The organism is Psychromonas sp. MME1 (genome assembly GCF_041080865.1).
Taxonomy (GTDB): Bacteria; Pseudomonadota; Gammaproteobacteria; order Enterobacterales; family Psychromonadaceae; genus Psychromonas.
Genome location: NZ_CP160906.1, coordinates 269870 through 294533 on the forward strand (window position 1 = coordinate 269870; position 24664 = coordinate 294533).

Annotated in this window: 24 protein-coding genes and 3 pseudogenes; 15 read left to right on the plus strand and 12 right to left on the minus strand. The window is 37.8% G+C overall.

Annotation, left to right across the window (positions count from 1 at the left end; all coding sequences use genetic code 11):
* The first annotated feature begins 61 nt into the window (after positions 1 to 61).
* From AB2N10_RS01215 to murA, 7 genes and pseudogenes are all read left to right on the plus strand, one after another.
* A complete protein-coding gene (locus AB2N10_RS01215) occupies positions 62 to 871 on the plus strand; it encodes an ATP-binding cassette domain-containing protein (RefSeq protein WP_369434199.1) in 810 nt (269 codons plus the stop codon).
* A pseudogene (mlaE, locus tag AB2N10_RS01220) lies at positions 868 to 1648 on the plus strand (lipid asymmetry maintenance ABC transporter permease subunit MlaE). The gene AB2N10_RS01215 and the pseudogene mlaE overlap by 4 nt, the downstream one beginning before the upstream one ends.
* A gap of 66 nt (positions 1649 to 1714) precedes the next feature.
* Complete coding sequence (gene mlaD / locus AB2N10_RS01225) at positions 1715 to 2185, plus strand: outer membrane lipid asymmetry maintenance protein MlaD (protein ID WP_354624742.1); 471 nt, start codon at positions 1715 to 1717, stop codon at positions 2183 to 2185.
* Positions 2186 to 2187: 2 nt separating this feature from the next.
* Positions 2188 to 2802: a phospholipid-binding protein MlaC gene (locus tag AB2N10_RS01230; protein ID WP_369434200.1), complete on the plus strand. Its 615-nt coding sequence runs from the start codon at positions 2188 to 2190 to the stop codon at positions 2800 to 2802.
* Entirely contained in the window at positions 2799 to 3065 is a 267-nt protein-coding gene (locus AB2N10_RS01235) for a hypothetical protein (RefSeq protein WP_354624745.1), read from the plus strand. Before AB2N10_RS01230 ends, AB2N10_RS01235 begins: the two co-directional genes overlap by 4 nt.
* Positions 3066 to 3073: 8 nt before the next feature.
* Positions 3074 to 3322, plus strand: a complete 249-nt coding sequence (locus tag AB2N10_RS01240; protein WP_354624746.1) for a BolA family protein — start codon at positions 3074 to 3076, stop codon at positions 3320 to 3322.
* 13 nt (positions 3323 to 3335) lie between these two features.
* Positions 3336 to 4594: pseudogene (murA, locus tag AB2N10_RS01245) on the plus strand (UDP-N-acetylglucosamine 1-carboxyvinyltransferase).
* Between the two features lie 89 nt (positions 4595 to 4683).
* On the opposite strand, the gene degS reads toward murA, so the two are convergent.
* On the minus strand, positions 4684 to 5751 hold the full coding sequence (gene degS / locus AB2N10_RS01250) for an outer membrane-stress sensor serine endopeptidase DegS (protein WP_354624748.1): 1068 nt from the start codon (positions 5749 to 5751) through the stop codon (positions 4684 to 4686).
* 438 nt (positions 5752 to 6189) lie between these two features.
* Positions 6190 to 7599 carry a pyruvate kinase PykF gene (pykF, locus tag AB2N10_RS01255; RefSeq protein ID WP_354624749.1) on the minus strand — a complete coding sequence of 470 codons (1410 nt, stop codon included), beginning with the start codon at positions 7597 to 7599 and terminating at the stop codon, positions 6190 to 6192.
* Positions 7600 to 7957: 358 nt separating this feature from the next.
* On the opposite strand from pykF, the gene zapE reads away from it, so the two are divergent.
* The 8 genes and pseudogenes from zapE to AB2N10_RS01295 all read left to right on the plus strand — a co-directional run bounded on the left by zapE (position 7958) and on the right by AB2N10_RS01295 (position 14317).
* Positions 7958 to 9067, plus strand: a complete 1110-nt coding sequence (gene zapE / locus AB2N10_RS01260) for a cell division protein ZapE (protein ID WP_354624750.1) — start codon at positions 7958 to 7960, stop codon at positions 9065 to 9067.
* A gap of 220 nt (positions 9068 to 9287) precedes the next feature.
* Positions 9288 to 9716: a 50S ribosomal protein L13 gene (gene rplM, locus AB2N10_RS01265; RefSeq protein WP_354624751.1), complete on the plus strand. Its 429-nt coding sequence runs from the start codon at positions 9288 to 9290 to the stop codon at positions 9714 to 9716.
* 13 nt (positions 9717 to 9729) lie between these two features.
* Positions 9730 to 10119, plus strand: coding sequence for a 30S ribosomal protein S9 (gene rpsI / locus AB2N10_RS01270; RefSeq protein ID WP_354624752.1), 390 nt, complete (start codon positions 9730 to 9732; stop codon positions 10117 to 10119).
* Positions 10120 to 10446: 327 nt separating this feature from the next.
* A pseudogene (petA, locus tag AB2N10_RS01275) lies at positions 10447 to 11038 on the plus strand (ubiquinol-cytochrome c reductase iron-sulfur subunit).
* Positions 11038 to 12318, plus strand: a complete 1281-nt coding sequence (locus AB2N10_RS01280; RefSeq protein ID WP_354624754.1) for a cytochrome bc complex cytochrome b subunit — start codon at positions 11038 to 11040, stop codon at positions 12316 to 12318. The pseudogene petA and the gene AB2N10_RS01280 overlap by 1 nt, the downstream one beginning before the upstream one ends.
* Positions 12315 to 13049 (plus strand): cytochrome c1, encoded by a 735-nt coding sequence (locus AB2N10_RS01285; protein ID WP_354624755.1) that lies wholly within the window; start codon positions 12315 to 12317, stop codon positions 13047 to 13049. The genes AB2N10_RS01280 and AB2N10_RS01285 overlap by 4 nt, the downstream gene beginning before the upstream one ends.
* A gap of 104 nt (positions 13050 to 13153) precedes the next feature.
* Positions 13154 to 13789, plus strand: a complete 636-nt coding sequence (gene sspA, locus AB2N10_RS01290; RefSeq protein ID WP_354624756.1) for a stringent starvation protein SspA — start codon at positions 13154 to 13156, stop codon at positions 13787 to 13789.
* A gap of 114 nt (positions 13790 to 13903) precedes the next feature.
* Entirely contained in the window at positions 13904 to 14317 is a 414-nt protein-coding gene (locus AB2N10_RS01295; RefSeq protein ID WP_369434642.1) for a ClpXP protease specificity-enhancing factor, read from the plus strand.
* A 108-nt stretch (positions 14318 to 14425) separates the two neighbouring features.
* Here the strand turns inward: AB2N10_RS01295 and yrfG are convergent, their stop codons facing one another.
* The 10 genes from yrfG to miaB all read right to left on the minus strand — a co-directional run bounded on the left by yrfG (position 14426) and on the right by miaB (position 24589).
* Complete coding sequence (gene yrfG, locus AB2N10_RS01300) at positions 14426 to 15094, minus strand: GMP/IMP nucleotidase (RefSeq protein WP_354624757.1); 669 nt, start codon at positions 15092 to 15094, stop codon at positions 14426 to 14428.
* 286 nt (positions 15095 to 15380) lie between these two features.
* Positions 15381 to 15557 carry a hypothetical protein gene (locus AB2N10_RS01305; RefSeq protein WP_354624758.1) on the minus strand — a complete coding sequence of 59 codons (177 nt, stop codon included), beginning with the start codon at positions 15555 to 15557 and terminating at the stop codon, positions 15381 to 15383.
* A gap of 210 nt (positions 15558 to 15767) precedes the next feature.
* A complete protein-coding gene (locus tag AB2N10_RS01310) occupies positions 15768 to 16721 on the minus strand; it encodes an alpha-L-glutamate ligase-like protein (RefSeq protein ID WP_354624759.1) in 954 nt (317 codons plus the stop codon).
* Positions 16721 to 18250, minus strand: a complete 1530-nt coding sequence (locus AB2N10_RS01315) for an inactive transglutaminase family protein (protein ID WP_369434201.1) — start codon at positions 18248 to 18250, stop codon at positions 16721 to 16723. The genes AB2N10_RS01310 and AB2N10_RS01315 overlap by 1 nt, the downstream gene beginning before the upstream one ends.
* Positions 18251 to 18258: 8 nt before the next feature.
* Positions 18259 to 18987 carry a RimK/LysX family protein gene (locus AB2N10_RS01320; protein WP_354624762.1) on the minus strand — a complete coding sequence of 243 codons (729 nt, stop codon included), beginning with the start codon at positions 18985 to 18987 and terminating at the stop codon, positions 18259 to 18261.
* Between the two features lie 188 nt (positions 18988 to 19175).
* A complete protein-coding gene (gene lnt / locus AB2N10_RS01325) occupies positions 19176 to 20618 on the minus strand; it encodes an apolipoprotein N-acyltransferase (protein ID WP_354624763.1) in 1443 nt (480 codons plus the stop codon).
* 115 nt (positions 20619 to 20733) lie between these two features.
* Entirely contained in the window at positions 20734 to 21594 is an 861-nt protein-coding gene (gene corC / locus AB2N10_RS01330; RefSeq protein WP_354624764.1) for a CNNM family magnesium/cobalt transport protein CorC, read from the minus strand.
* 5 nt (positions 21595 to 21599) lie between these two features.
* A complete protein-coding gene (gene ybeY / locus AB2N10_RS01335) occupies positions 21600 to 22079 on the minus strand; it encodes an rRNA maturation RNase YbeY (RefSeq protein WP_354624765.1) in 480 nt (159 codons plus the stop codon).
* The gene (locus tag AB2N10_RS01340) at positions 22079 to 23113 is read right to left on the minus strand and encodes a PhoH family protein (protein ID WP_354624766.1); all 1035 of its coding nucleotides are present in this window, start codon (positions 23111 to 23113) and stop codon (positions 22079 to 22081) included. Before AB2N10_RS01340 ends, ybeY begins: the two co-directional genes overlap by 1 nt.
* Positions 23114 to 23158: 45 nt before the next feature.
* The gene (miaB, locus tag AB2N10_RS01345; RefSeq protein ID WP_369434202.1) at positions 23159 to 24589 is read right to left on the minus strand and encodes a tRNA (N6-isopentenyl adenosine(37)-C2)-methylthiotransferase MiaB; all 1431 of its coding nucleotides are present in this window, start codon (positions 24587 to 24589) and stop codon (positions 23159 to 23161) included.
* Positions 24590 to 24664 lie beyond the last annotated feature (75 nt).

Sequence of the window (24664 nt, forward strand, 5' to 3'; positions counted from 1 at the left end):
TGTATAAAAATGCTCATAACCTTACACTGTACCTTTCTATCCATAAAGATAACGGTTGTACATGAAACATTCAAATCATCTTGTTATTAAAAACCTCTGTTTCTCTCGAAATGATAGATTATTGTTTGATAATTTAAATTTTGAATTTAAACGTGGAAAAATAACAGCTATTTTAGGGCCAAGTGGTATCGGTAAAACGACGCTATTAAAACTTATTGGTGGCCAACTTGCGTTAGATAGCGGTGAAATAATTTTTAATGGCAAGGAAATTCATAACTGTTCTGATAACTCTTTGTACGAAGCAAGAAAAAAGATGGGCATGTTATTTCAAAGTGGTGCATTGTTTAATGAAATGTCTGTATTTGAAAATGTTGCATTTCCACTGCGAGAACATTGTAAGCTCGATGAGTCGCTACTCACTATCTTAGTGTTGATGAAATTAGAGGCCGTTGGTTTACGTGGCGCAAGAGATTTAAAACCAATAGAGCTCTCTGGTGGAATGGCTCGTCGTGTTGCTTTAGCACGAGCTATCGCCTTAGATCCGGAAATGATTATGTACGATGAGCCCTTTACAGGGCAAGATCCTATTTCTATGAATGTATTGCTAAACTTAGTTAAGCAATTGAATCAATCGTTGGGATTAACATCGATAATTGTTTCCCATGATGTGCATGAAGTCTTGTCTATTGCCGATGAGGTTTATGTTCTGGCAGGGCAAAAGATCATAGCGCAGGGACCAACGCATTCTGTACTTGAACAAAAGGATAATCCATTATTGCAACAATTTATTCATGGTAGAAGTGAAGGACCCGTGCCTTTTCATTTCAAGAGTGATGATTTTGCTGTTGATATAAAAAAGGTGAACTTATGATAAATACGTATATAAGTTCGATTGGCAGAGGCAGCATAGCAATTACGCGTACGATTGGTCGTAGTTGTTTGATGTTTTGGGATACATTTCGTGGCAGGCCTCATAGCAAGCTATTTTCGCTTGTTGTCGCACAGATATATCAGCTTGGGATCTTGTCCCTACCTATTATTTTAACGTCAGGTTTATTTATAGGGATGGTATTAAGCTTACAAGGTTACTATGTATTAGTCGACTATGCCGCAGAAACAGAGCTTAGGTAGCATGGTGGCGCTCTCTCTATTACGAGAGTTAGCTCCTGTTGTTGGTGCTCTGCTTTTCGCTGGTCGTGCTGGCTCTGCGTTAACGGCTGAAATTGGTTTAATGCAGAGCACTGAGCAGCTAGCTAGCATGGAAATGATGGCGGTTTCACCTTTAAAACGTGTCATTGCACCACGCTTGATCGCAGGGATTATTACCTTACCTTTACTTGTCTTGTTTTTTAATGTTGTCGCCATTTGGGGGGGGTATTTAATTGGTGTTAGCTGGATGGGGATCGATGGTGGTTCCTATTGGTCAGTGATGCAAGGTAGCGTTGATTATTATCCTGATGTTGTTGATAGTATAATAAAAAGTGTTTTTTTTGCCGTACTGATAACTTGGGTGGCACTTTATAATGGTTACCATGTTATACCCAATGCGCAGGGAATTAGTAAGGCGACAACGCAAACGGTTGTTGTTTCATCATTGCTAGTGCTTGCGATGGACTTTGTATTAACAATATTTATGTTTGGCACTTAAAATAGATTATTGTTATAAGTGTTAAGCGATTAATTTACTCGGATTTTTATATGTTTGGAATATATTATGTCTAAGAATAAACTGGAATTATGGGTTGGTAGCTTCGTTGTTGCTTCGATATTATGTTTAGCCATACTCGTATTTAGTGTTGCTGGTGTTTCGCTACGTGGTGAGGGGAATAGTTATACCTTATATGCGACTTTTTCTAACGTTGGTGGATTGAAGGTCAGAGCTCCCGTTAAACTCGGTGGCGTTGTTGTTGGGCGCGTGGAAAATATAAAGTTAGATGTTAAAAATTATCGCCCAATTGTGGAGCTCTCTATGTATGAAAGAAGTGGTTTCTATCCAGAAACATCGTCACTGTCGATATTGACATCGGGTTTGCTCGGTGAGCAGTACATTGGTATTCAACCTGGGTTTATTGATGATGATATTGCTATGTTAGCAGACGGGGATCGCATTGAGGATACTAAATCTGCATTGATCCTAGAAGATTTAATCGGCCAATTCATTTACTCTATTAATAAGGATAAATAATAATGAAGCGTTTATTACCTATTTTAGCCTTAATTTTTGTCAGCTGTTCTTATGCCAAAATAGCAGAGATAAGTGATCCAAATGAAGTTATCCGCTCCGTTGCAATTAAAACGTCGGAACGTATAGACCTTGATGCTGAACGTTTAAAGCGTGAACCGAGTTATATTAAGGTGGTCATTGATGAAGAATTAATGCCTTATATCGATTATAAGTATGCAGCCTACAAAGTGATGGGTACACATCTTAAGGACACAACCGAAAAGCAGCGTGATGAATTTGTTGAAACATTTAAAACTTATCTAGTGAATGTCTATGGCCACATGTTACTTGAGTATGACCAACAAGAAATCAAAGTGCTCGATAATAGAAATTATGAAGATAGCTCGATTATATCGGTTGCCGTGCATGTTACAGATAAAAATGGCAAACTGACAAAACTAGCGTTTAAGCTGCGAAAAAATAAAAGAACGTTAGAATGGAAAGTATTTGACGTAGTAGCTGAAGGCATTAGCATGTTATCCACCAAGCAGTCTGAGATTAATGAATTAATCGAAAAAAATGGCATAGACCATGTTATTAAGCTGCTCAATGAAAAAAATAGTGAGTTGTCATCGTGATAGATAATGATGATGGTACAACCGTAATATTAACGGGAAATTTATTATTAAGTGAAATATCAGAGAGAAAGTTTCCTGCTATTGATAGCTATAAAAGTATAAAAACCGTTGATTTACATAAATTAGATAATATTGATTCGGCTGGCATTGCCTATCTGGCACAAATTAAAAGTAATTATTCTGATTTGAATTATATCGGATTGTCAGATAAAGCATCAGTATTAGCTCATTTATATGGGCTAGGTTTCATTTTTAAAATGTAAGGTATTTAATGGATATTACAATAATTAAAGAAAAGCTAGAGCAAGCGTTGACGCTTGATCAATGTATTGTAAAAGGTGAAAGTGGTCATTTTCAAGTTATCGTGGTGGGAGCGCTTTTTAGCGACTTAAGTCGAGTGAAAAGACAGCAGGTTATTTATGAACCGTTAACTGAATACATAGCGAGTAATGCAATTCATGCCTTAACGATTAAAGCACTAACGCCAGACGAATGGCAGAAACAAAAACATTTTATTTAGTAAGGGACATTTCATGGGTCAGTTTTTAATTCAAGGTGGTTGCCAATTAAAAGGTGAGGTTGCTATCTCCGGCGCAAAAAATGCCGCATTGCCAATTCTTTTTGCGACATTATTATCCAAAGGAGATATTCACTTAAGTAATGTTCCTTTATTAAAAGATATATCGACAACGTTAGAGCTATTATGTGAACTTGGTGCAGAGGCATCTCAAGATGGTCACAAAGTACATATTAATGCATCAACAGTCAAAAATTATACGGCATCCTATGAGTTAGTACGCAGTATGCGTGCATCTATTTTAGCCTTAGGGCCACTTGTTGCTCGATTTGGTGAAGCTGATATCTCTTTACCTGGAGGCTGTGCTATTGGTGCACGTCCTGTTAATTTGCATATCCATGGACTTGAGCAAATGGGGGCTGTTATTAAGGTTGAAGAGGGCTTTATCAAGGCGCGTGTTGATGGCCGTTTAAAAGGTGCACATATTTATATGGATATGGTCAGCGTAACTGGCACCGGTAATTTAATGATGGCTGCTGCTTTGGCGGATGGTAAAACTATTATTGAGAATGCGGCTAAAGAGCCGGAAATAGTCGATTTAGCGAATTTTATTAATGCAATGGGTGGGCAGATCAAAGGCGCGGGCAGTGATACATTAACGATTGAAGGTGTTGAATCACTAGGTGATTGCCATTATCAAGTACAACCTGATCGTATTGAAACAGGTACATTTTTGGTCGCCGGCGTTGTTAGTGGTGGTAAAGTTAAATGTATAAATACGGATCCAACACTATTATCGGCGGTGCTTTCTAAACTTGAAGAGGCCGGCGCATTGGTAACGACAGGAGAAGATTGGATTGAAGTAGATATGATTGATCGTCAATTAAAATCAGTCAATATTACTACTGCACCATATCCTGCGTTTCCAACTGATATGCAAGCGCAATTTACAGTGCTTAATACCGTTGCTCCTGGAACGGGCGAATTAAAGAAAATATCTTTGAAAATCGTTTTATGCATGTGCCTGAATTACAACGCATGGGGGCTAATATCGAATTAGAAGGGAATTTGGCTATCTGTGGTGATCATGACCTGTTAAGTGGCGCCAAAGTGATGGCAACGGATTTACGTGCTTCAGCAAGTTTAGTGATTGCTGGCTTGATTGCTGAGGGGGAAACGATTGTTGATGAAATTTATCATATTGATCGCGGTTATGAAGCGATTGAAGATAAGCTGATTGCATTAGGTGCCAAAATAAAACGTGTCGAAGGATAGCGACCTTACCCCATTGCCAACAATGGTAGTGGGGATTTTACGCTAATTAATCGCAGGCATAGCATACCATTCAATTTTTTATTATTACCTTATTGAATAGAATCTAATTCGCCTATTTCTACTTCCACTTCAATTTCCTTACCTTTGCGTAATAGCGTAAGTTTGGTTTTTGTTCCTGGTGGAATTTCTGCGACATCATCCATCGCTTCGACAAGATTACTGACCTTCTGAGAATCTATTTTTAATAGAATATCATCGACTTCAATGCCTGCTTTTGCAGCTGGTCCTTGGGCATGTACTTTTTTAATGATAATACTGTTTTGTGCTTTTAATCCCCATAACCTTGCAATTAAAGGATCTAAATTTTCAGCTACTAGGCCAAGGGAGCCTCGAATAACTCGGCCGTGTGCTATTAAACTATTTGCTATCCGTTGCGAGAGTTTATAGGGCACAGCAAAACTGATTCCATTGCTCATATTGGTATTACTTGTGTAAAACTCCGAAGTGTTAATTCCTACTAACTCTCCATTACTATTGATTAAAGCTCCGCCAGAGTTGCCTGCATTAATAGCCGCATCTGTTTGCAGAAAATCTTGGCGGCCCGAGGAACTCATACCATTTCTGCCTGTGGCGCTGATAATGCCTTGGGTAATGGTCTGTCCCAAATTGTAAGGGTTTCCTATGGCCAGAACAATGTCCCCGACCTGTGGTTTGTAGTGTTGATTTTGTGGGATAACAGGTAAGTTATCACCATTTATTTTTAATACAGCTAAATCAGTGACGATATCACTACCAACAACCAAGGCAGTAAATAGACGGCCATCTTGTAGTGCGATTAAAATTTGATCTGCTTTAGCAACGACATGGAAGTTAGTTAAAATATGACCTTCACCATCAATAATGATTCCAGATCCTAGACCCGTTGGTTGAATGTGTTGCTCATTGTCAAGGCTAGAGTCGATATATTGCTGCGAGTATATATTAACCACGGCTGGAGATGCTTTCTTTACTGCTTCACTATAACTTGCAACTCGATTATCTTTTTCGAGTAAGGTCATTAGATTATTTAATTTGTGAGCATAAATAATTGCCGTTGCCGCGAGCAGCCCCCAAAAAATGGGTTTAAAGAAATATAGAAATGAAGATTTAAAATTCATGTTATTAAATGCCAGTATCAAATAGAGCAAAGTGATTAGTATATATATAAAAATAAAAGTGCAGGGCGGCTTTATTATCGTTTCTTGAATTAGAACAAGTAATTATGGAAATAATCTATTTTTATGATGATCATACTTCAAGATGCAAAGTCAGCAAGGATAAATATACAGAAATGCTAGGAATAAAATGTAAGTAATACCAATTGGATTAAGTATGTGATCTAAATTTTGCGCAGGAAAAAAGGCTTAATTTGAGGCGTAAGTTGACATAAATGGTTGCCTCTTTACGAAACTTACAACAAAAAAGTAAGTTATTTTAACCAGCAAAATAGATCCGCTATTTACTCCGATTGGTATAATATGGGTATAGACATAAAAAAGCATCACGCAAAGGTGATGCTTTTTATTGAACAATTATCTAATCTGTTAGTTATTCAATTAAGCAATAACGTGTACAGAAGAGGTATTTGTTGTGCCTGAGTCAACTAGCGCACCAGATACCATAACAACTTTATCACCCGCAGCAACAAGGCCAAGCTCTTTAGCCATATCCATACCTAGTTGATAAAAATCTTCTGTGGTTTTTTGCTCATCGATAACTTTAGCTGAAACGCCTTTAGTTAACGCTAATTGTTGGCGAGTCTTTGGATTGCTCGTTAGTGCTAAAATTGGCGTCGTTGGGAAGTATTTACGTAGTGAACGAGCTGATTTACCTGCACCTGTTGCAACAATGATTAGTTTAGCATCAAGTTGCTCTGCATTTTTAACTGCAGTGCTACAAACCGCTTCAGTAATACGTAAATCTTTTTCTTTAATGTTTGTTTTAGTTGGCATAACTTTATCTGTACGCTCACAGATAGTTGCCATGATCTCTACTGCTTCAGCTGGGTATTTACCTTTAGCACTTTCACCTGAAAGCATTACCGCATCTGTTCCATCTAGGATAGCGTTGGCAACATCGCCTGCTTCAGCACGAGTTGGACGAGGGTTTTTGATCATTGAATCAAGCATTTGTGTTGCAGTGATAACTGGTTTACGTGCTTTATTTGCTTTCTCAATCATCATTTTTTGAGCAAAGATAACTTCTTCAACTGCAATTTCAACACCTAAGTCACCACGTGCAACCATGATTGCATCCGAAACGGCTAGGATCTCATCAAAGTTGTCCACACCTTCTTGGTTTTCAATTTTCGAAATAATTTGGATGTTTTCACCACCGTGAGCTTTTAAGTGCTCACGCATTTCAAGAACATCTTCTTTTTTACGAATAAATGATGCAGCAATAAAGTCAACTTGTTGTTCACAACCAAATACTAAATCGCCTTTATCTTTAGCAGAAAGTGCTGGAAGCTGTACTTTAACGCCAGGTAAGTTAACACCTTTGTTTTCACCAAGTTCACCAGTATTAACTACTTCACAGATTACATCTGTATCTGTAACACGTTTAACTGTCATTTCAATTAAACCGTCATCAAGTAATACGGTATTGCCAATTACTAGGTCTTTAGTTAAACCTTCATAAGTTACAGCTACTTTAGTATTGTCACCAACAATAGTTTGGTCTGTTGTTAGGGTAAACTCTTGACCAGCAGTAAGTAGTACATCTGCACCATTTTCAAGCTTAACGGTACGGATTTCTGGACCTTTAGTATCTAGTAAGATCGCAACATTTTTACCTGTTTCTTGGCAAACTTCACGAATAGTTGCAATTCGAGCTCCGTGCTCGGCAAAATTACCATGAGAAAAGTTAAGACGCATGACATTCATGCCGTTGTTCACTAACTTAGTTAGCATCTCTTTTGATTCTGATTTTGGCCCAATAGTACAAACTATTTTTGTTTTTCTCACAGTTTTTCTCCAATAATGTGTTTGATTTTTGCTATAGTTTAAAAAAAATTTAATCTGGTTATTTAACTGGCGCACATTTTACAATAAATACAGCAATAAAAAATGATTTATTCCAGTATATTGTCATTTAATTGGATTTTTTTTCATTTTACTATTGTAATTTATTGTAAAATTTTGTGCGTTAGCTGTAATTTTTTGTAACTACTAATGATTATATGTTGATCTGCTTCTCATTAATACAGCTCTTTAGATGCTAACTGGTGTTCTTGCCATGCGGGGATATAAATGTCGTTGGACAATCAACTGATAGTAGTTTGAATTACAATATATACAATATTTCACCTATATCGAGCGCTATGTGACACCATCTTCCTTATATCAAACCGATTTGAAAAATAAAAAAATTGTGCATGATCCCGTTCAGGCGGATGCAATTAATCATTTGCAATGCTTATATGACCAGTTGATATCGAGAGAGTCTAGTAAGCCTGTGACAAGGGGATTAATTGATCGTATCAAAAATAAATTATTAAATACCGTTGAACAACGTCCTTTTATTAATGGGCTCTATTTATATGGTGGTGTGGGACGAGGTAAGACCTATTTAATGGATCTCTTTTTTCAAAGTTTACCGACCAAGCGAAAATTACGATTACATTTTCATCATTTTATGCTGCGTGTGCACAAGGAGTTGACTCAACTACAAGGAGAAGTTAATCCATTGACAAAAATTGCGAAAAAATTTGCTAAAGAAACCGATATATTGTGTTTCGACGAATTTTTTGTTGAGGATATTACGGATGCAATGATTATCTCCGGTGTATTAAATGCTTTTTTTGCCGAGGGGATAACCTTATTAGCTACTTCTAATCTTCACCCTGATGATCTCTATAAAAATGGTTTACAAAGAGCTCGATTCTTACCAACGATAGCCTTAATTAACCAGCATTGTGATATTTTTAATCTTGATGGTGGGCGAGATTATCGATTAGGACGGTTAACTGAAAGTGAAATTTACCAATACCCATTAGATGAGAAGGCGCAATTACAAAATAAAGCGCATTTTGAAAATCTAGCTCAAGGAGATAAACATTATGGACAAGAAATAGTGGTGAATAATCGTTCTATAAAAACCATTGCCTATAGCGCCAATACGTTAAGTATTGAATTTATCGCTTTGTGTGACGGCCCTAGAAGTGTTTTAGATTATATTGAAATTGCTATCATCTATCGCACTATTATTGTTGCTAATGTTAAACAGATGGACGCGGCGAATGATGATTTAGCACGGCGTTTCATTGCCATGGTTGATGAATTTTATGATCATAATGTTGCATTAATTATTTCTGCAGAAGTACAAATTGAGCAGTTATATATCGGTGAGCGCTTATCTTTTGAATTCAACCGTTGTATATCTAGGCTATTGGAAATGCAAAGCAAATCATACCTTCATCAGGCACATCATTAATCTAATTTGTTTATTGTTATTTTTATTACAATATTTACGTGATCTCTGCTCTCTTTTTCTGTACAATGTCGCCGCCCACGTTATCCACCTCCCCAATATATTACATGGTGGATCTATTGTTTACGCTTGACGTATTCGAAGGGATACGGAATGGCAAAATACATTTCTGATTATCAAATTTGATAATTGTTTTTTAAATCATTAATTTGGGTATAACTTAATGAAAACTTTTGTTGCTAAACCAGCTGAAGTCACACGCGACTGGTTTGTTGTCGATGCTGAAGGTAAAACCTTAGGCCGTCTGGCTACTGAAATTGCTCTACGTTTACGTGGTAAACATAAAGCAGAATACACTCCTCATGTTGATACTGGTGATTACATCATCGTTATTAATGCTGAGAAAATTACTGTAACAGGTAATAAAGCTAAAAATAAAATTTACTACCATCACACTGGTTTCATCGGTGGTATTAAATCAATTAGCTTTGAAAAACTAATCGATCGTGCACCTGAACGTGTTATTGAGACTGCTGTAAAAGGTATGTTGCCAAAAGGTCCTTTAGGACGCGCAATGTATCGTAAATTGAAAGTTTATGCTGGTACTGAGCATCAACATTCTGCACAGCAACCACAAGTTTTAGACATCTAATAGGATTAAAACAATGGCAAATCAATACTACGGCACTGGTCGTCGAAAAAGCTCAACAGCTCGTGTATTCATGAAGGCTGGTAGCGGTAATATCACTATCAATAAACGCAATCTTGACGAATATTTTGGTCGTGAAACTGCGTGTATGGTTGTTCGTCAACCATTAGTACTTATTGACAGTCTTGAAAAATTTGACTTAAACATCACTGTTAAAGGTGGTGGTAATACAGGTCAGTCGGGTGCAATCCGTTTAGGTATCACTCGTGCTTTAATGCAATATGACGAAACTCTACGTGCGGAATTACGTACAGCTGGCTTTGTTACACGTGATGCTCGTAAAGTTGAACGTAAGAAAGTGGGTCTACATAAAGCTCGTAAACGTCCACAATTCTCAAAACGTTAATATTTACGTTATCAGAATTGCCAAAGCCCAGTGTTTACTGGGCTTTTTTTTATCTAAATTTCCCCCCTCTATTATCGATATTCTTCTCATAACAGTTATTGCCCTTAAAAATAAAGGGATAAACTCGGTAAATTAATGTACTAATGAGAGCATTATCAATTAAGCAGTGATTTTATGTGGTTGCATTCTTAAAAATAATGTTAATAGCTTGTAAATTTATCCCTGTTTCTTTAAAATTCAAGCAGTTTATGCACCCACCAAATTTGTAATTTACACGCAATGATGTGCATCCTCACTATTTTAGTAGCTCACAATGGAGATGGTTAAATGAGCAATGCGCCTGTCAGTACTGGTCGCCGTAAGTTTCTAACATTAACAACAGGTGTTGTTGGTGCTGTAGGAGCCGCTGCAGTGGCGGTACCTTTCGTGAAATCTTGGAGCCCGAGTGAAAAAGCAAAAGCAGCTGGAGCCCCAGTTTCTGTCGATATTAGCAAGATACAACCGGGACAATTGATCCGCGTTGAGTGGCGAGGAAAACCTGTTTGGGTAGTATCACGTACTAAAAAGGTGATAGATGAGCTAGCGACTTTAGATGAGCAGCTGCGCGATCCTAATTCAGAAGAGCCTCAACAGCCAGTCTATGCAACAAATGCGTTGCGCTCCTTAAAATCTGATATCTTTATTGCCGTGGGTATTTGTACACATCTAGGGTGTTCACCGAGTTATCTGCCTGACAGTTTTTTCTGAGCAAGTAGAAGGTGTCGAATCAGGCTTCTTTTGCCCCTGCCATGGTTCCAAATTTGATATGGCTGGACGCGTTTTTCAAAATGTACCTGCACCATTGAATTTAGTTATTCCACCACACCATTACGTGAGTGATAGTGTGGTGTTAATCGGCTTAGATAAGGGAGATGCCTAATGCTTAATAAATTAGTCACGGGCACCATAGAGTGGATTGATGCTCGTATTCCTATGACGGAAACATGGAATAAACACTTAGCGCAATATCCGACACCCGTTAATTTTAACTTTTGGTATTTTTTTGGTTCACTGGCGATGCTGGTGTTGGTCAATCAAATATTAACGGGTATCTGGTTAACCATGCATTATAATCCATCAGCAGAGGGCGCCTTCGCTTCCGTTGAATATATTATGCGAGATGTACCATACGGTTGGTTGTTACGTTATATGCACTCAACGGGGGCATCCGCCTTCTTTGTGGTTATTTACCTACATATGTTTCGTGGATTAATCTATGGTTCATATCAAAAACCTCGTGAATTGATCTGGATTTTTGGTATGTTAATCTTTCTCGCTTTAATGGCAGAAGCATTTATGGGATACCTACTTCCTTGGGGGCAAATGTCCTTTTGGGGAGCGCAAGTGATTATCTCGTTGTTTGGTGCAATTCCTATTGTCGGTGATGATTTAACACTGTGGATCCGCGGTGATTATGTTATATCTGGTGCGACATTGACACGTTTTTTTGCGCTGCATGTTGTCGCATTGCCTTTATCTATTGTAGCTCTTGTATTTTTACATATTGTTGCTTTGCATGAGGTTGGCTCAAATAACCCAGATGGAGTTGAAATTAAACAGAAAAAGGGCAGTGCCTCTACTGAAGCGAAAGGAAAATTTACTTTTCATCCTCAGTATAGCGGTAAGAAGGATATTATTGATGCTGTGCCTTTCCATCCCTACTTCACTGTCAAAGATATTATGGGGGTTGCAGGTTTTCTTATTTTGTTCTGTGCCATTATCTTCTTTCTGCCAGAAGGTGGCGGTTATTTCTTAGAAGCGCCCAATTTTGAGCCTGCTAATAGCCTAAAAACACCCGCCCATATTGCACCTGTTTGGTATTACACGCCATTCTATGCCATTTTACGTGCTATCCCTGATAAATTAATTGGTGTTGTCTTTTTTGGTGGTTCAATTGTTATTCTATTTTTCTTGCCGTGGTTAGACCGTTGTAAAGTTAAATCAATACGCTACCGTAGTTTGATACACAAAGTGAATATTGCACAGTTTACCGTGAGCTTTATCGTTTTAGGTATTCTTGGAGCCTTACCTGCAACCCCGTTACTCACCATCATTGCACGTGTCGGTACGATCGGTTATTTCGGTTTCTTTATTGCGCTCTGGTTATACAGTAAAAATGAAAGAACTAAGCCATTACCAACGAGGTTAACATTCAAATGAAAAAATTAATGATAGCCTTAATGGCATTACTACCAGTGCTGGCCTTTGCATCCGCTGGCAATGTTCATTTAGATAAAGCAAATAATGATTTGCACGATAGAGCATCCTTGCAAAGTGGTGCAAAATTATTTATGAATTACTGTTTTGCTTGTCATTCAACGGGATACCAACGTTATCAACGTGTTGCTACAGACCTTGGGATTTCCGATGAGTTAATGCAAGAAAATCTCATCTTTACAGATAGCAAAATTGGTGAGTTGATGGTTAATAGTATGGACAAGAAGGATGCGACTAAATGGTTTGGTAGTCCACCTCCTGATTTGACATTAGTTGCTCGACTTCGTGGTACAGATTGGATTTATACCTATTTACGTTCTTTCTACCGTGATGAAAATAGACCTTTTGCTGTAAATAATGTAATTTTTCCTGATGTTGCTATGCCACATGTACTTGAAGAGTTGCAGGGTATTCCCACTGCTATTTATGAAACAGAGATGATTGATGGGGTGGAGCATAAGCGTATTGTCAGTTTAGAAAGCAATGGCCAAGGGGAAATGTCATCGGATGAGTATGACAAAGCCGTATTAGATCTGGTAAACTTCTTGGCCTATTCTGGTGAGCCAAATAAACTCGAGCGTGAAAGTATGGGGGTATGGGTAATTGCTTTCCTACTCGTATTATTTATCCTTAGTTACTTGCTGAAGAAAGAGTACTGGCGAGACGTGCACTAACGTCACCATTATTCGTAATTCATTATTGGCAATGATGATATTGATCGTCATTGCCTTTTTTGCTTTTAAACCGAACAATTTAATTTAAATATTAGGGGTTTTCCATGGCTGTAGCCGCAAATAAACGTTCTATCATGACACTCTTTTCTGGTGCATCTGACTTATATAGTCATCAAACGCGTATCGTATTAGCAGAGAAAGGAGTTAGTGTTGAGATAACTTTTGTTTCTGAAGATAACTGGCCAGAAGAGTTAACTGAACTTAATCCTTATAATAACGTGCCTACATTAGTAGACCGTGAACTGGTTTTATATAATTCACGTATTATCATGGAATACTTAGATGAGCGTTTCCCTCATCCACCATTGATGCCTGTTTATCCAGTTGAACGCAGTAAAAGTCGTTTAATGATGGAGCGTATTGAAAGTGATTGGTATCCGCTTGTAGACCGTATTTTAGGTAATGATGAAGCTGATGCAGAAGTAGCTCGTGTAAAACTACGTGATGCTATTTTATTAATCGCGCCTGTTTTTGACCATTTTGCTTACTTTATGTCAGAAGAGTTTACTCTAGTTGACTGTTATATGGCTCCGCTACTATGGCGTCTTCCTGAATTGAAAATTGATCTTGGTTTTGACAATGTTGCAGGTCTGAAAAGTTACATGGTTAAGGTCTTTGAACGTGAGTCTTTCCAAGCGTCTATGACTGAAACTGAGCGTGAAATCCGTGTTGGTGGATAATAGGCAAATTAATTGTTGTTAATCTATTAACGTGAGTAAAATTAGTTATGGAGTGGTAATATACATTCCGTAACTTTCAATTGCTAATCAAATAGGATCTCTATTATGAATAATATGTTGGTACAACGACCATACCTTTTACGTGCATTCTATGATTGGATAGTCGATAGCGAATGTACGCCACATATTATTGTCGATGCCACTCAAACGGGTGTTGAGGTACCATTACAGTTTATTGAAGATGGAAAAATTGTCTTAAATATCGCCCCTCGATCTGTGATGCAATTTTCTATGAATGATGATGCAGTTGCATTTAATGCGCGATTTTCAGGTGTTCCAATGCAAGTATATGTGCCTTTGTATGCTATTGAAGGAATTTATGCGAGAGAAAATGGTGCGGGTACTATTTTCCCTTCAGAGCCTGCCTATGAAGCGCTTGATAAAGATAGCAATAAAGATAATAGTGCAGACCATTCTTTGCAAAAAGAGACTAAACATAAACGCCCTAGCTTGACGATAGTTAAATAATAAATCATACCGTTAAGCATTTAAGAAGTTATTGATATGATGGCAAAGTGATCATTTTGCCATTTACAAAGCTTTATTATCATAACCGTTACGTAAATGAATAGGTAATTATTCTATTTCTGTTAACTGCTTAGTTAATATCCCGTAGTCATCAATTGATAGGCAATCATTAAATAGTTGCATTGGTTTAGTTGAGTCTGGGTTTTTAATTCCAAGTACATGACGTATTCCAAATTGACGAGCGACTAGCAGTAGATCTTCATTGTCATCAATAAATAAGGTCCTTTCTGGATTAAAAGGATGATGTGCTTGTAAGCGCTGCCAAAGCGTTAAAGATTCCTTACAGTGGCCAAATTGATGCGTAGAATAGAGATGGTCAAGATGTTGATCTAGTCCTGTTTGCTCCATTTTAAGGCTTAAACTATCTGGATGTGCATTTGTTAGCAATACTCTTTCAATATTACGTTCCTGCAATGCAATTAAAAAGGCAATAACATCGATACGTATGCTAATGTTTTTTGCATTGCTGCGTTTTAATTGACGAATATCTATACCCGTTTGCTTACTCCAGTAATCAATACAATACCAATCAAGCGTTCCTTTTACTGCATTGTATTGGCTTGTTATTTTTGTTTTAGCAACTTCTATAGATATGTTATTTTTACGGGCAATGGCAACGGGTAATTGTTCTAGCCAAAATTGGTTATCAAAGCGTAAATCTAATAATGTGCCGTCCATATCTAACAGTACGGTATCTACGTTATTCCAGTCAAACATAGTTGTCTCTTGTTTAATTCAATAATGTAAGTATACCTTCTTATTCTGATGGGTATACCAGTTATACCAGTTATACCTGTTATGCCATTATAGCAATTTGCATAATATTATGGTCATAGCTTGCTGAGGAAAAATAAGGGAGAGCAGGAGGGCGCGAGATTCAATAGTAATCGCAGTCTATTCTTTTAACAAACAAGATAGAGTAGATACTTATGCGGATTAGTGTTATCTACTCTAAAATATATGCGCACTGTTATTGATTTATTCTTCTACCTAAATAGATCATCTAATTAATGGAATTGGCATTATTATTTAACTGTTTTATTTTATTTTGCATTGCTTTTGCTTTACTAACTATTGGGTGATGATTTTCACAGCCACGAAGCTCTAATTCTAAAATCATTGCTTCTAATAATAGTGGCACTTCCATCAGTAACGCTGTTGAATTTTCGTGATTACTCATTTTCGTTCCCCCCTTTTATCTACAGATTAATATAGGCACTAAGCTAGTAAATTTGCGATTAGTTCATTATCTCAATTAACTACTCTTAGTATATAACTGCTTATTAAAAGCTGCCTGTTTGGCCAGAATAAAATATAAGTTAGAACAAGATAGCAAACCCGTCATTATTGCATCTCAGTTACGATATGAACGAATGACGGGTTTGTTTATTTAGCGCGAGGGAGTAAAGTGTTGTTTACAAAAATCAATGCGCTCCTGAACACTCATTGTACTTGTGTCTCCTAAGCTTTCGATAAGCTTTAATCGAGGTAAAATGCCTGTTCCATTGGCTATTTGAATTGCAAGTCCGGGGCGAGCATTGAGCTCCAATAACATAGGCCCTTGCTCGCGATCTAATACCATATCAGTGCCAAGATAACCCATTCCACACATTTCATAGCAACTAGCAGCAAGATAAATAAGCCTTTCCCAATGTGGTACTTCTAATGTTTTTAACTCTTTATTGGTATCAGGATGAAATTTAATTGATTGATCAAACTGCACTGCATGTAACGCTCTGCCGGATGTTATATCAACACCAACTCCAACAGCACCTTGATGCAAATTAGCTTTACCATTGGATGCTGCGGTTGAAAGTCGCATCATCGCCATTATAGGAAAGCCTTTAAAGACGATTACGCGAACATCGGGAACACCTTCAAAACTAAATCCATCAAAGGCATTATCAAACTGGATAAGTCCTTCAATAACGGCAACATCAGCGCCTCCCCCTAAACTAAACAATCCTGCAAGAATATCTGTAACATGGCGTTTAATTTCCGATAGGCTTTCTTCGCTACCACTGGCTTTAAAATAGCGACCATTCTCAATTTTAGTAATAACTAAAATACCTTTACCACCACTACCTTTTGCAGGCTTAATAACAAAACCAGGCGCATCTTTAATATATTTTTCAACGCCGTCAACTTCAGCTTGTACGGATATAACACCTAATAAAGCGGGTGTTGTGACATTGGCCTTTTGGGCTATTATTTTAGTTTGTAACTTATTATCAACTAAAGGATAAAGCCTACGTGGATTATAACGGCCAATATAGCGACCGTTACGTTGGTTCATGCCAAGCACTCCATTAGCCTTTAGTGTAAATGGATTCGCAAATAACATTATTTTTCCTTGTTAGCTAAGGGTCTAAATCTGCGTAGCTCTAATAAACGGTAACCCGTATAGCTTCCGAGTACGAGTACTAATGACATAACAACAAACTGTAATCCAATAAAGTTAAACATTAAATAGCGAGTGACCACGTTGCTCATGGCGAAATAGGCGAGCACTGCAACAATTAAGCTTCCACCACCTTGTAGCATAACCTGTTTAGGGCCTTCTTCTTCCCATAGAACCGACATACGTTCAATGGTCCATGAAAGAATGATCATTGGGAAGAATGTTATTTTTAATCCTTCAGTGAGACCTAGCTTATAAGCTAGGACACTAAACATAGCGATCAACAAAATAACCATGATGATAACAGTCGATATTCGTGCCACCAGTAATAAATTGAGGTGTGAAAGATATGAACGGATAAATAAGCCAACCGCTACGAGTAGCAGAAAACCTAAAATCCCGGTTATCAGACTGGTTTGAATAAATGCCATGGCGATTAAAACAGGCATGAATGTACCTGATGTTTTAAGTCCAATTAGTACGCGCATAATAACAACAATTAGCACACCTAATGGAATCATTAAAATATTTTTAAAGGTTGATTGGTCTTCAATAGGTAGGCTATGTATTGAAAAATTGAACAAATGGTCGTTATCTGATTTTTGTAGCAAGGCGGATAAAGCAGGGTGTTCTTGTTTGATCATAGAAAAACTGATGCGAGAGTTTTCTCCGCCAGTCAGCTCAATAACGGCCTTGCCGCTTTGATCCCAAAGCAATAAATTATCACGATTGACTGCTTGCAGGTTTTCAGGGTTGAATAGTTTTGATGTAATATCGCCATCTTTTTCTTCAAACACTTCAACGAAATACGATAATTGCTGTTGTCTAAAACCATCCTCTAATTCAAGCGCTGCAATTTTTTTGCTTGGTATTTCAGCTTCATTTAGCAGTGAGATCAGTAAGTCTGCTTTTGAAGTGGCTCGTGATAATAGCAATGTCACATTTTGGTTTGGATTTTGGTCATTAAGTTGCTTGATTATTTCACGAGCGAAACTATATGCATCGGCACTTGTTGCCATGGCATCTTTAATGAGATCTTTTCCTGCTGTATATGCTGAGGCTTCATATTCTTTTTCAAATAAAGGTGGCAGGGCGGTTATTTGTGGGGCATCAATTTTATCACTCACAAGCATTTGTACATTATAGTAGAGTGTTTGTGTGCCATTGGCTTCACGTTTAGTCCATTGTGCCAACGCGTGTCCATTTTCATCTAAAAATGATAGCCCATAGCCAGGCGATGAAGCTGTTTGTGATATTTGATTATATCCAGCTTGCTGAGTCGGGATAGATAATGAAGCGATAATAGGCTCACCATTCGCTTCAAAACTAACCTTAGCATCAATATTCCAAATAGTACGAGTTTCTCCTGGTAACCAAGGAATATCAAAGGCAATGTGTCGTTGTACTGTTTGAAATATACCAATGCTAAACAGCCCTGCAACTAATGCATAAAATAAAATACGAGCCTTCATAGGATTCCTTACTCTTTAGTTTTTGATTTATATTTGGGGTGAATATATTCTTGGCTAATATCAACAAGTACAAGATCTTGCATGAATGTACGGCCAATTAAAACGGGGTATTCCATATGTGAACGGTCAGCAAGAGTGAACTCTGTCAAGGTTGAAATACCACCAAGGTGAATACGTAACTTAACTACGATACGTTCATTTTCTACACCAGGATTGCTTGATTGTACAATTTTAGCGATACGGTCAATTTTTGCTTCTATTGGTGTGCCTTTCTCTTCATTTACATGGGGTAGTGTAAAACGAACCCATTTTTGACCATCGCGTTCAAATCTTTGGATATCTTGGGCATTAAGTGAAGAGGTGGTCGCTCCGGTATCAATTCTCCCTTTAAAATTACTTTTTGCTGAAGAGATGTATACCCATTCAGTCTGTCCAAGAATCGTTTTATTACCAATTTTTTCTACACTGTTATTGGTTGCTGCATTTGCTGTTTTAACTTCTGCTTTTAATGTATTTGTTAGCGTTGTTAATTGAGCAACTTTTGTTTTGCTTTTTGCTAGTTCAGTTTCTTTTTCAACTAGTTTGCTTTGTAATGCTTTATTTTGTTGTTGATTTTCTTGTAAAGATGTTTGTAAATCATTTAATTGTTTTTCTTGTACTTCATTACTTGTTACTGCACACCCTGAAAGGAGAAAAAAAGTGAGTAAAAGTGTCATTGTACATTTATTTAATGGCATAAAAATTCCTTAACTACTATTTGATAACCTAATAAATTATAAAATATATTTTATATAATGGTAATAGTAGCATTTTTATTGTGTTGTTATCTGTAACTTATTAATTTTTTATAGTGTGTAGTTAATTTTTATTACGCAACGAACCATTGGTTTAGCTTTTGATAGTCGTTTCATGTGATGGATAAGTGCTAATTGTGAGTTTTTACTTTTCGGTATATAAACACGCCTAGCAATATCAATGTGCAGTAGATTTGTAATGGTATTGAGCCATAGTTTTGATAAGGTGTTTTGCCTATCGCAGGCTTAAATAAATGGCTCAATACCGCCGCTTTATCGCGTTCTAGCCGAGCGATTTCATCGCCATTCCTATCAAACATAGCCGTAACACCATTATTTGTGACGCGTAGTAGTGGGCGAGCAAATTCAATGGCGCGCATTCTTGCAATTTGTAAATGCTGGTCGGGACCGATTGAGTTGCCAAACCATGCATCATTACTAATTGTTAAGATTGTGCCTGTGGTTGCTGTTATGTTTTGTCTTAATAGTTCTGGGAATGCGATTTCATAACATAATGCAGCGGCTATTGCTGACTCTGGAGATTGTAAGTTATTTTGTACCTCCGAACCTCGAGCAAAGCTTGACATCGGTAGGTTGAAATAAGGGGCAAGTGGACGTAATAGGTTTTCGAAGGGAACAAATTCACCGATCGGTAACAGATGATGTTTTTGATAGCGATTACCGCCCGTTAAAGAATAATCACTCCCAGCGGGTAACTTACCCAGTGCAATGATGGTATTATAATATTGATCCGTTTTACGTGTATAACCAATTATTCCAGTGATCAGTGTTTTGTTGCGAATGGCTAGGCTTTCTGAAAGTGGTTGTAAGAAATTTTGCATATCTAGTTCAAGTGCTGCAATGGCTGACTCAGGCCAGATGATCAGCTCTGGTTGGTCATCTAAACCTGTCTCACTAAGGTCAAGGTATTTAAACAGCGAGGGGTAGAGCTGTTCTGGTAACCACTTTTCCTTTTGCGCTATATTTCCCTGTACTAAAGAGGCCATTTGCGCAGGTTGTTGATCTGTATATTCCTTTGTTTTTAATGCACTGCCCGTTATGAATAAAATACAGATAAGGGTAATATTTAAGAATATTTTTTCTCTTTGTAGCAGTAATGCCAGTGCACCACAGATAATCATAATTGCGAGGGTTACACCTTGAACACCTAAAATAGGCGCATAACCAACGAGAGGGGTATCTGCATGGCTATAACCTAAATAGGCCCATGGGAATCCTGTTAAAACAAATCCTCTTAACCAATCAGATATTAACCACAAAACGGGTGTTAATAAAAGATAGCGAATGCTTTTATTAAGCCAGAAAAAGCGGGCATTTAGCCATAATGCTAAGGTTGGAAAAAGCGCTAAATAGGCACATAAAATAAGGATGAGTAATAGATTGACTAACATTGGCATGCCACCAAATAGGTCCATGCTCACATAGACCCAGTGGATGGTACCGATAAAAAAGGCAATGCTAAAAGTAAAACTCACTAAAAAATAGTGTTTAGTGGTCTTGTGTAGATGGTCAAATAATAGAAAAAAGCGACCAAAGAGGGATAAATGACCCATTCGTGTTGATATGGTGCAAATGCAAAAATTTGTACGACACCCAAAACAAAGGCAACAATCAGTTGCCCCCAAATCTGTCCTATAAATCGGCGCAGATGACTGAATATACTATTTATCAATCGGTTTTTCGCTCTTTAGGAATACGTACTTGCAATTGTATTAAACGACGGCTATCAGCTTTAGTTACCTTAAACTTGTAGCCATCAATGACTGCAATTTCTTCTCTTGCTGGTAAATGGCCAAGTTTATGTGTGATTAATCCACCTATCGTATCTTGCTCTTCATTACTATATTTTGTTAAAAAATAATCATTAAAGTCTTCGATAGAGGTGAGTGCATTGACCGCATAGGTTCTTTTGCCTATTTTGCGTATTTCAGCAATATCGACATCATCATATTCATCTTCTATTTCACCCACAATTACTTCGAGAATATCTTCAATAGTGACCAACCCTGATACACCACCATATTCATCAACAACAATGGCCATGTGGTAGCGTTGGCTGCGAAACTCTTTTAGCAGTGTATCGAGACGTTTACTTTCTGGGACAACAACCGCTTCACGAAGAATATCTTCAATTTTAAAATCGTGTGCCTCGCTGCTGAAGCCGTATACAAGTAAGTCTTTGGCCAAAAGCAAACCGACTATATGGTCTTTATCCTCGGTTATCACCGGGAAACGCGAGTGTGATGATTCGATAAGCTGAGGAAGAAATTCTTGTACACTTTGATGTAAACCAAGCGTTATCATTTGCGCTCGCGGTATCATGATATCACGAACGCGTAATTTAGAGACATCAAGCACGCCTTTGATCATATCTTTGGTTTTTTGATCGATGATCTCACGTTGTTTTGCACCTTGAATAATTTCTAATAACTCTTTTTTATTTTTTGGAACGCCATTAAAAAGGTTACCAATTTTATCAAATAATCCAGGTTTAGGCTCGTCTAGTTGCTCTTGCTTGTCATCAGACATTAATTTTATTTACTCTTTTCACTTAAATAGGGATCTGCAAAATCAAGTTTGATTAACAGCTCTGTTTCGATTGATTCCATTTTTTCAGCTTGCTCATCAATGATATGATCATAACCTAAAAGGTGCAAGGTACCATGAATGAGCATATGTGCCCAGTGAGCAGTTAGCTCTTTTTTTTGTGCTATTGCTTCACTTTCAACAACTTCCTTACAAATAATAAGATCCCCAAGTAGTGGTAATGTTAACCCTGGGGGATTTTGAAAAGGAAATGAAAGGACATTGGTTGGCTTGTCTTGAGCTCTATATTGATTATTTAATTGCTGACTCTCAATGAGTTCAACAATACGTACCGTGACTTCTGCTCTTTTGCGTAGCGATTTTGAACCCGCAGTGATTGCTGCACTAACCCATTCTTGCATCATTGCTAATGAGGGTAATGATTGTTGATTAATAGTCGCTATTTGTAAATCAATATAAAGTCGCATTATTTTTTCTCCATATGCTCCGCTGCTAATTCAGTTTTTCGGTCAAAGGCTTCATAGGCCTTGACGATGCGAGCCACAACTGGATGTCGAACAACATCATCAGCGACAAAGAAGCTAAAACTGATTCCATCATCGATTTCACCCAGTACTTCAATCGCATGACGTAATCCTGATTTCTGATGCCGAGGTAAATCGATCTGTGTAATGTCGCCGGTGATAACCGCGGTCGAATTAAAACCGATGCGGGTTAGAAACATTTTCATCTGTTCAACAGTTGTATTTTGGCTCTCATCTAAAATGACAAATGCATCATTTAACGTGCGTCCTCGCATATAGGCAAGAGGTGCAATTTCTATTACATTGCGTTCGATTAATTTCTCAACTTTCTCAAAGCCTAGCATTTCGAAAAGGGCATCATACAAAGGTCGTAAATAGGGATCAACTTTTTGCGATAAATCCCCGGGTAAAAAACCTAATTTTTCACCCGCTTCAACGGCTGGACGAGTCAATAATATACGGCGAACTTCTTGCCGTTCCAACGCTTCAATGGCGCATGCCACGGCTAGATAGGTTTTACCTGTGCCAGCAGGCCCGATACCAAAGCTAATATCATTGGTGAGCATGTTATTGACATATTTTGTTTGATTTTCCCCACGAGGTTTAATGATGCCACGTTTTGTTTTAATTGATAACGTTTGGTAGGCCGTTTGCTGTTCGTTACTCTTCACTTCTAATAAATGATGATTATTAATGAGCGCTTGCAGGGCGAGATGGATATCAGAATCATTTAAGGTTGCCCTTTTTCCTTTTACGGTCAATGTTTCGATATAAAGATCTTTTAATAAATCACTACAAGCTTGTGCATAGCGATGTTCACCAAGAATTTGGAAATGTGCACCCTTATAGACGATTTCAACACCTAAACGACGTTCAATTTGTTTTAAATTGTCATCAAAGGCACCGCACAAGATCGCTAATCGGCTGGTATCGGCTGGTACTAAATCAAGATGAACTGTAGTTAACTTTGTAGTCAAAATTATCAAACCTCATTATATGGGGATTTATACCCCTTATTATATTTATGCATTTAATTCAGGCGTAAAAGTTTCAACACCTAATTTATTTTCATGTTTATTAACAATATCACTTGGGCGAATTGATTCGCGTAAATTCATTTCAGATTCACCCCGAATGAATTTTCCTCGAATGGAGTTGGTATGCACTTCGGTTATTTCAACATCAACGAATCCACCAATTGAGCGATGGTCACCTTCAAAATTGACTATGCGATTGTTCTCTGTGCGTCCGTACAGTTCCATGATATTTTTTCGTGAAGGTCCCTCAACTAATATACGCTGTACCGTGCCGACCATTTTACGACCAATAAGCTGAGAGTTTTGATGAATTCTATCTTGTAAAATAGCTAAACGCTGTTTTTTAGTTTCAGGGCTTACATCATCAGGCATATCAGCTGCCGGCGTGCCTGGGCGTTGACTATAAATGAAGCTATAGCTGGTATCAAAACCAATATAATTAATTAGATCCATTGTTTGTTGGAAATCGTCATCGCTTTCATTAGGGAAACCAACAATAAAATCACTACTGATGGTTAAATTGGGGCGAACGGCTTTGAGTTGTGCAATTTTTTCTTTGTACTGAGCTACGCTATGGCCGCGTTTCATGGCACTTAAAATGCGATCTGAACCAGCTTGTACTGGTAGATGTAAAAAATCCACTAGTTCTGGGGTATCTCTATAAACATCAATAATCTCTTCCGTAAAGTCAATTGGATTACTGGTGGTGTAACGTAAACGATCAATGCCATCAATCGAGGCGACATAACGCAATAACTCTGCAAAACTACAGGTATCGCCATCATGTGTTGCACCAATGTATGAATTTACATTTTGTCCCAGCAGATTAACTTCACGCACACCTTGTTCTGCAAGTTGTGCAATTTCTAACAGTACATCGTCTAGAGGGCGACTGACTTCTTCACCTCGAGTATAAGGAACAACACAGAAAGTACAGTACTTAGAGCAGCCTTCCATAATTGAAACAAAAGCCGTAGCTCCTTCCGCTCTTGGCTCTGGCAAGGAATCGAACTTTTCTATTTCAGGGAAGCTAACATCGACCACAGCCCCTTTATTTTCTCTTATCTCTTTTATCATGTCAGGTAGGCGATGTAATGTTTGTGGTCCAAATACAATATCCACATAGGGCGCACGAGTACGGATAGCTTTGCCTTCTTGTGATGCAACACAGCCCCCGACACCAATAATTAGGTCTGGCTTGTTATCTTTTAATTTTTTCCAGCGTCCAAGTTGATGGAATACTTTTTCTTGCGCTTTTTCTCGAATAGAGCAAGTATTCAGTAGAATAACGTCGGCATCTTCGGCACTATCGGTCGCGATATAACCATTAGTTGAATTTAATAGATCGGCCATTTTAGATGAATCGTATTCATTCATCTGACAACCCCAAGTTTTGACGTGTAACTTCATACTCATAATTTCTTGCTCATTCGTGCTTATAAAAAAATAGAGGTGGCATTTTACGCACATCAACGCGATCTTGCTACTGTT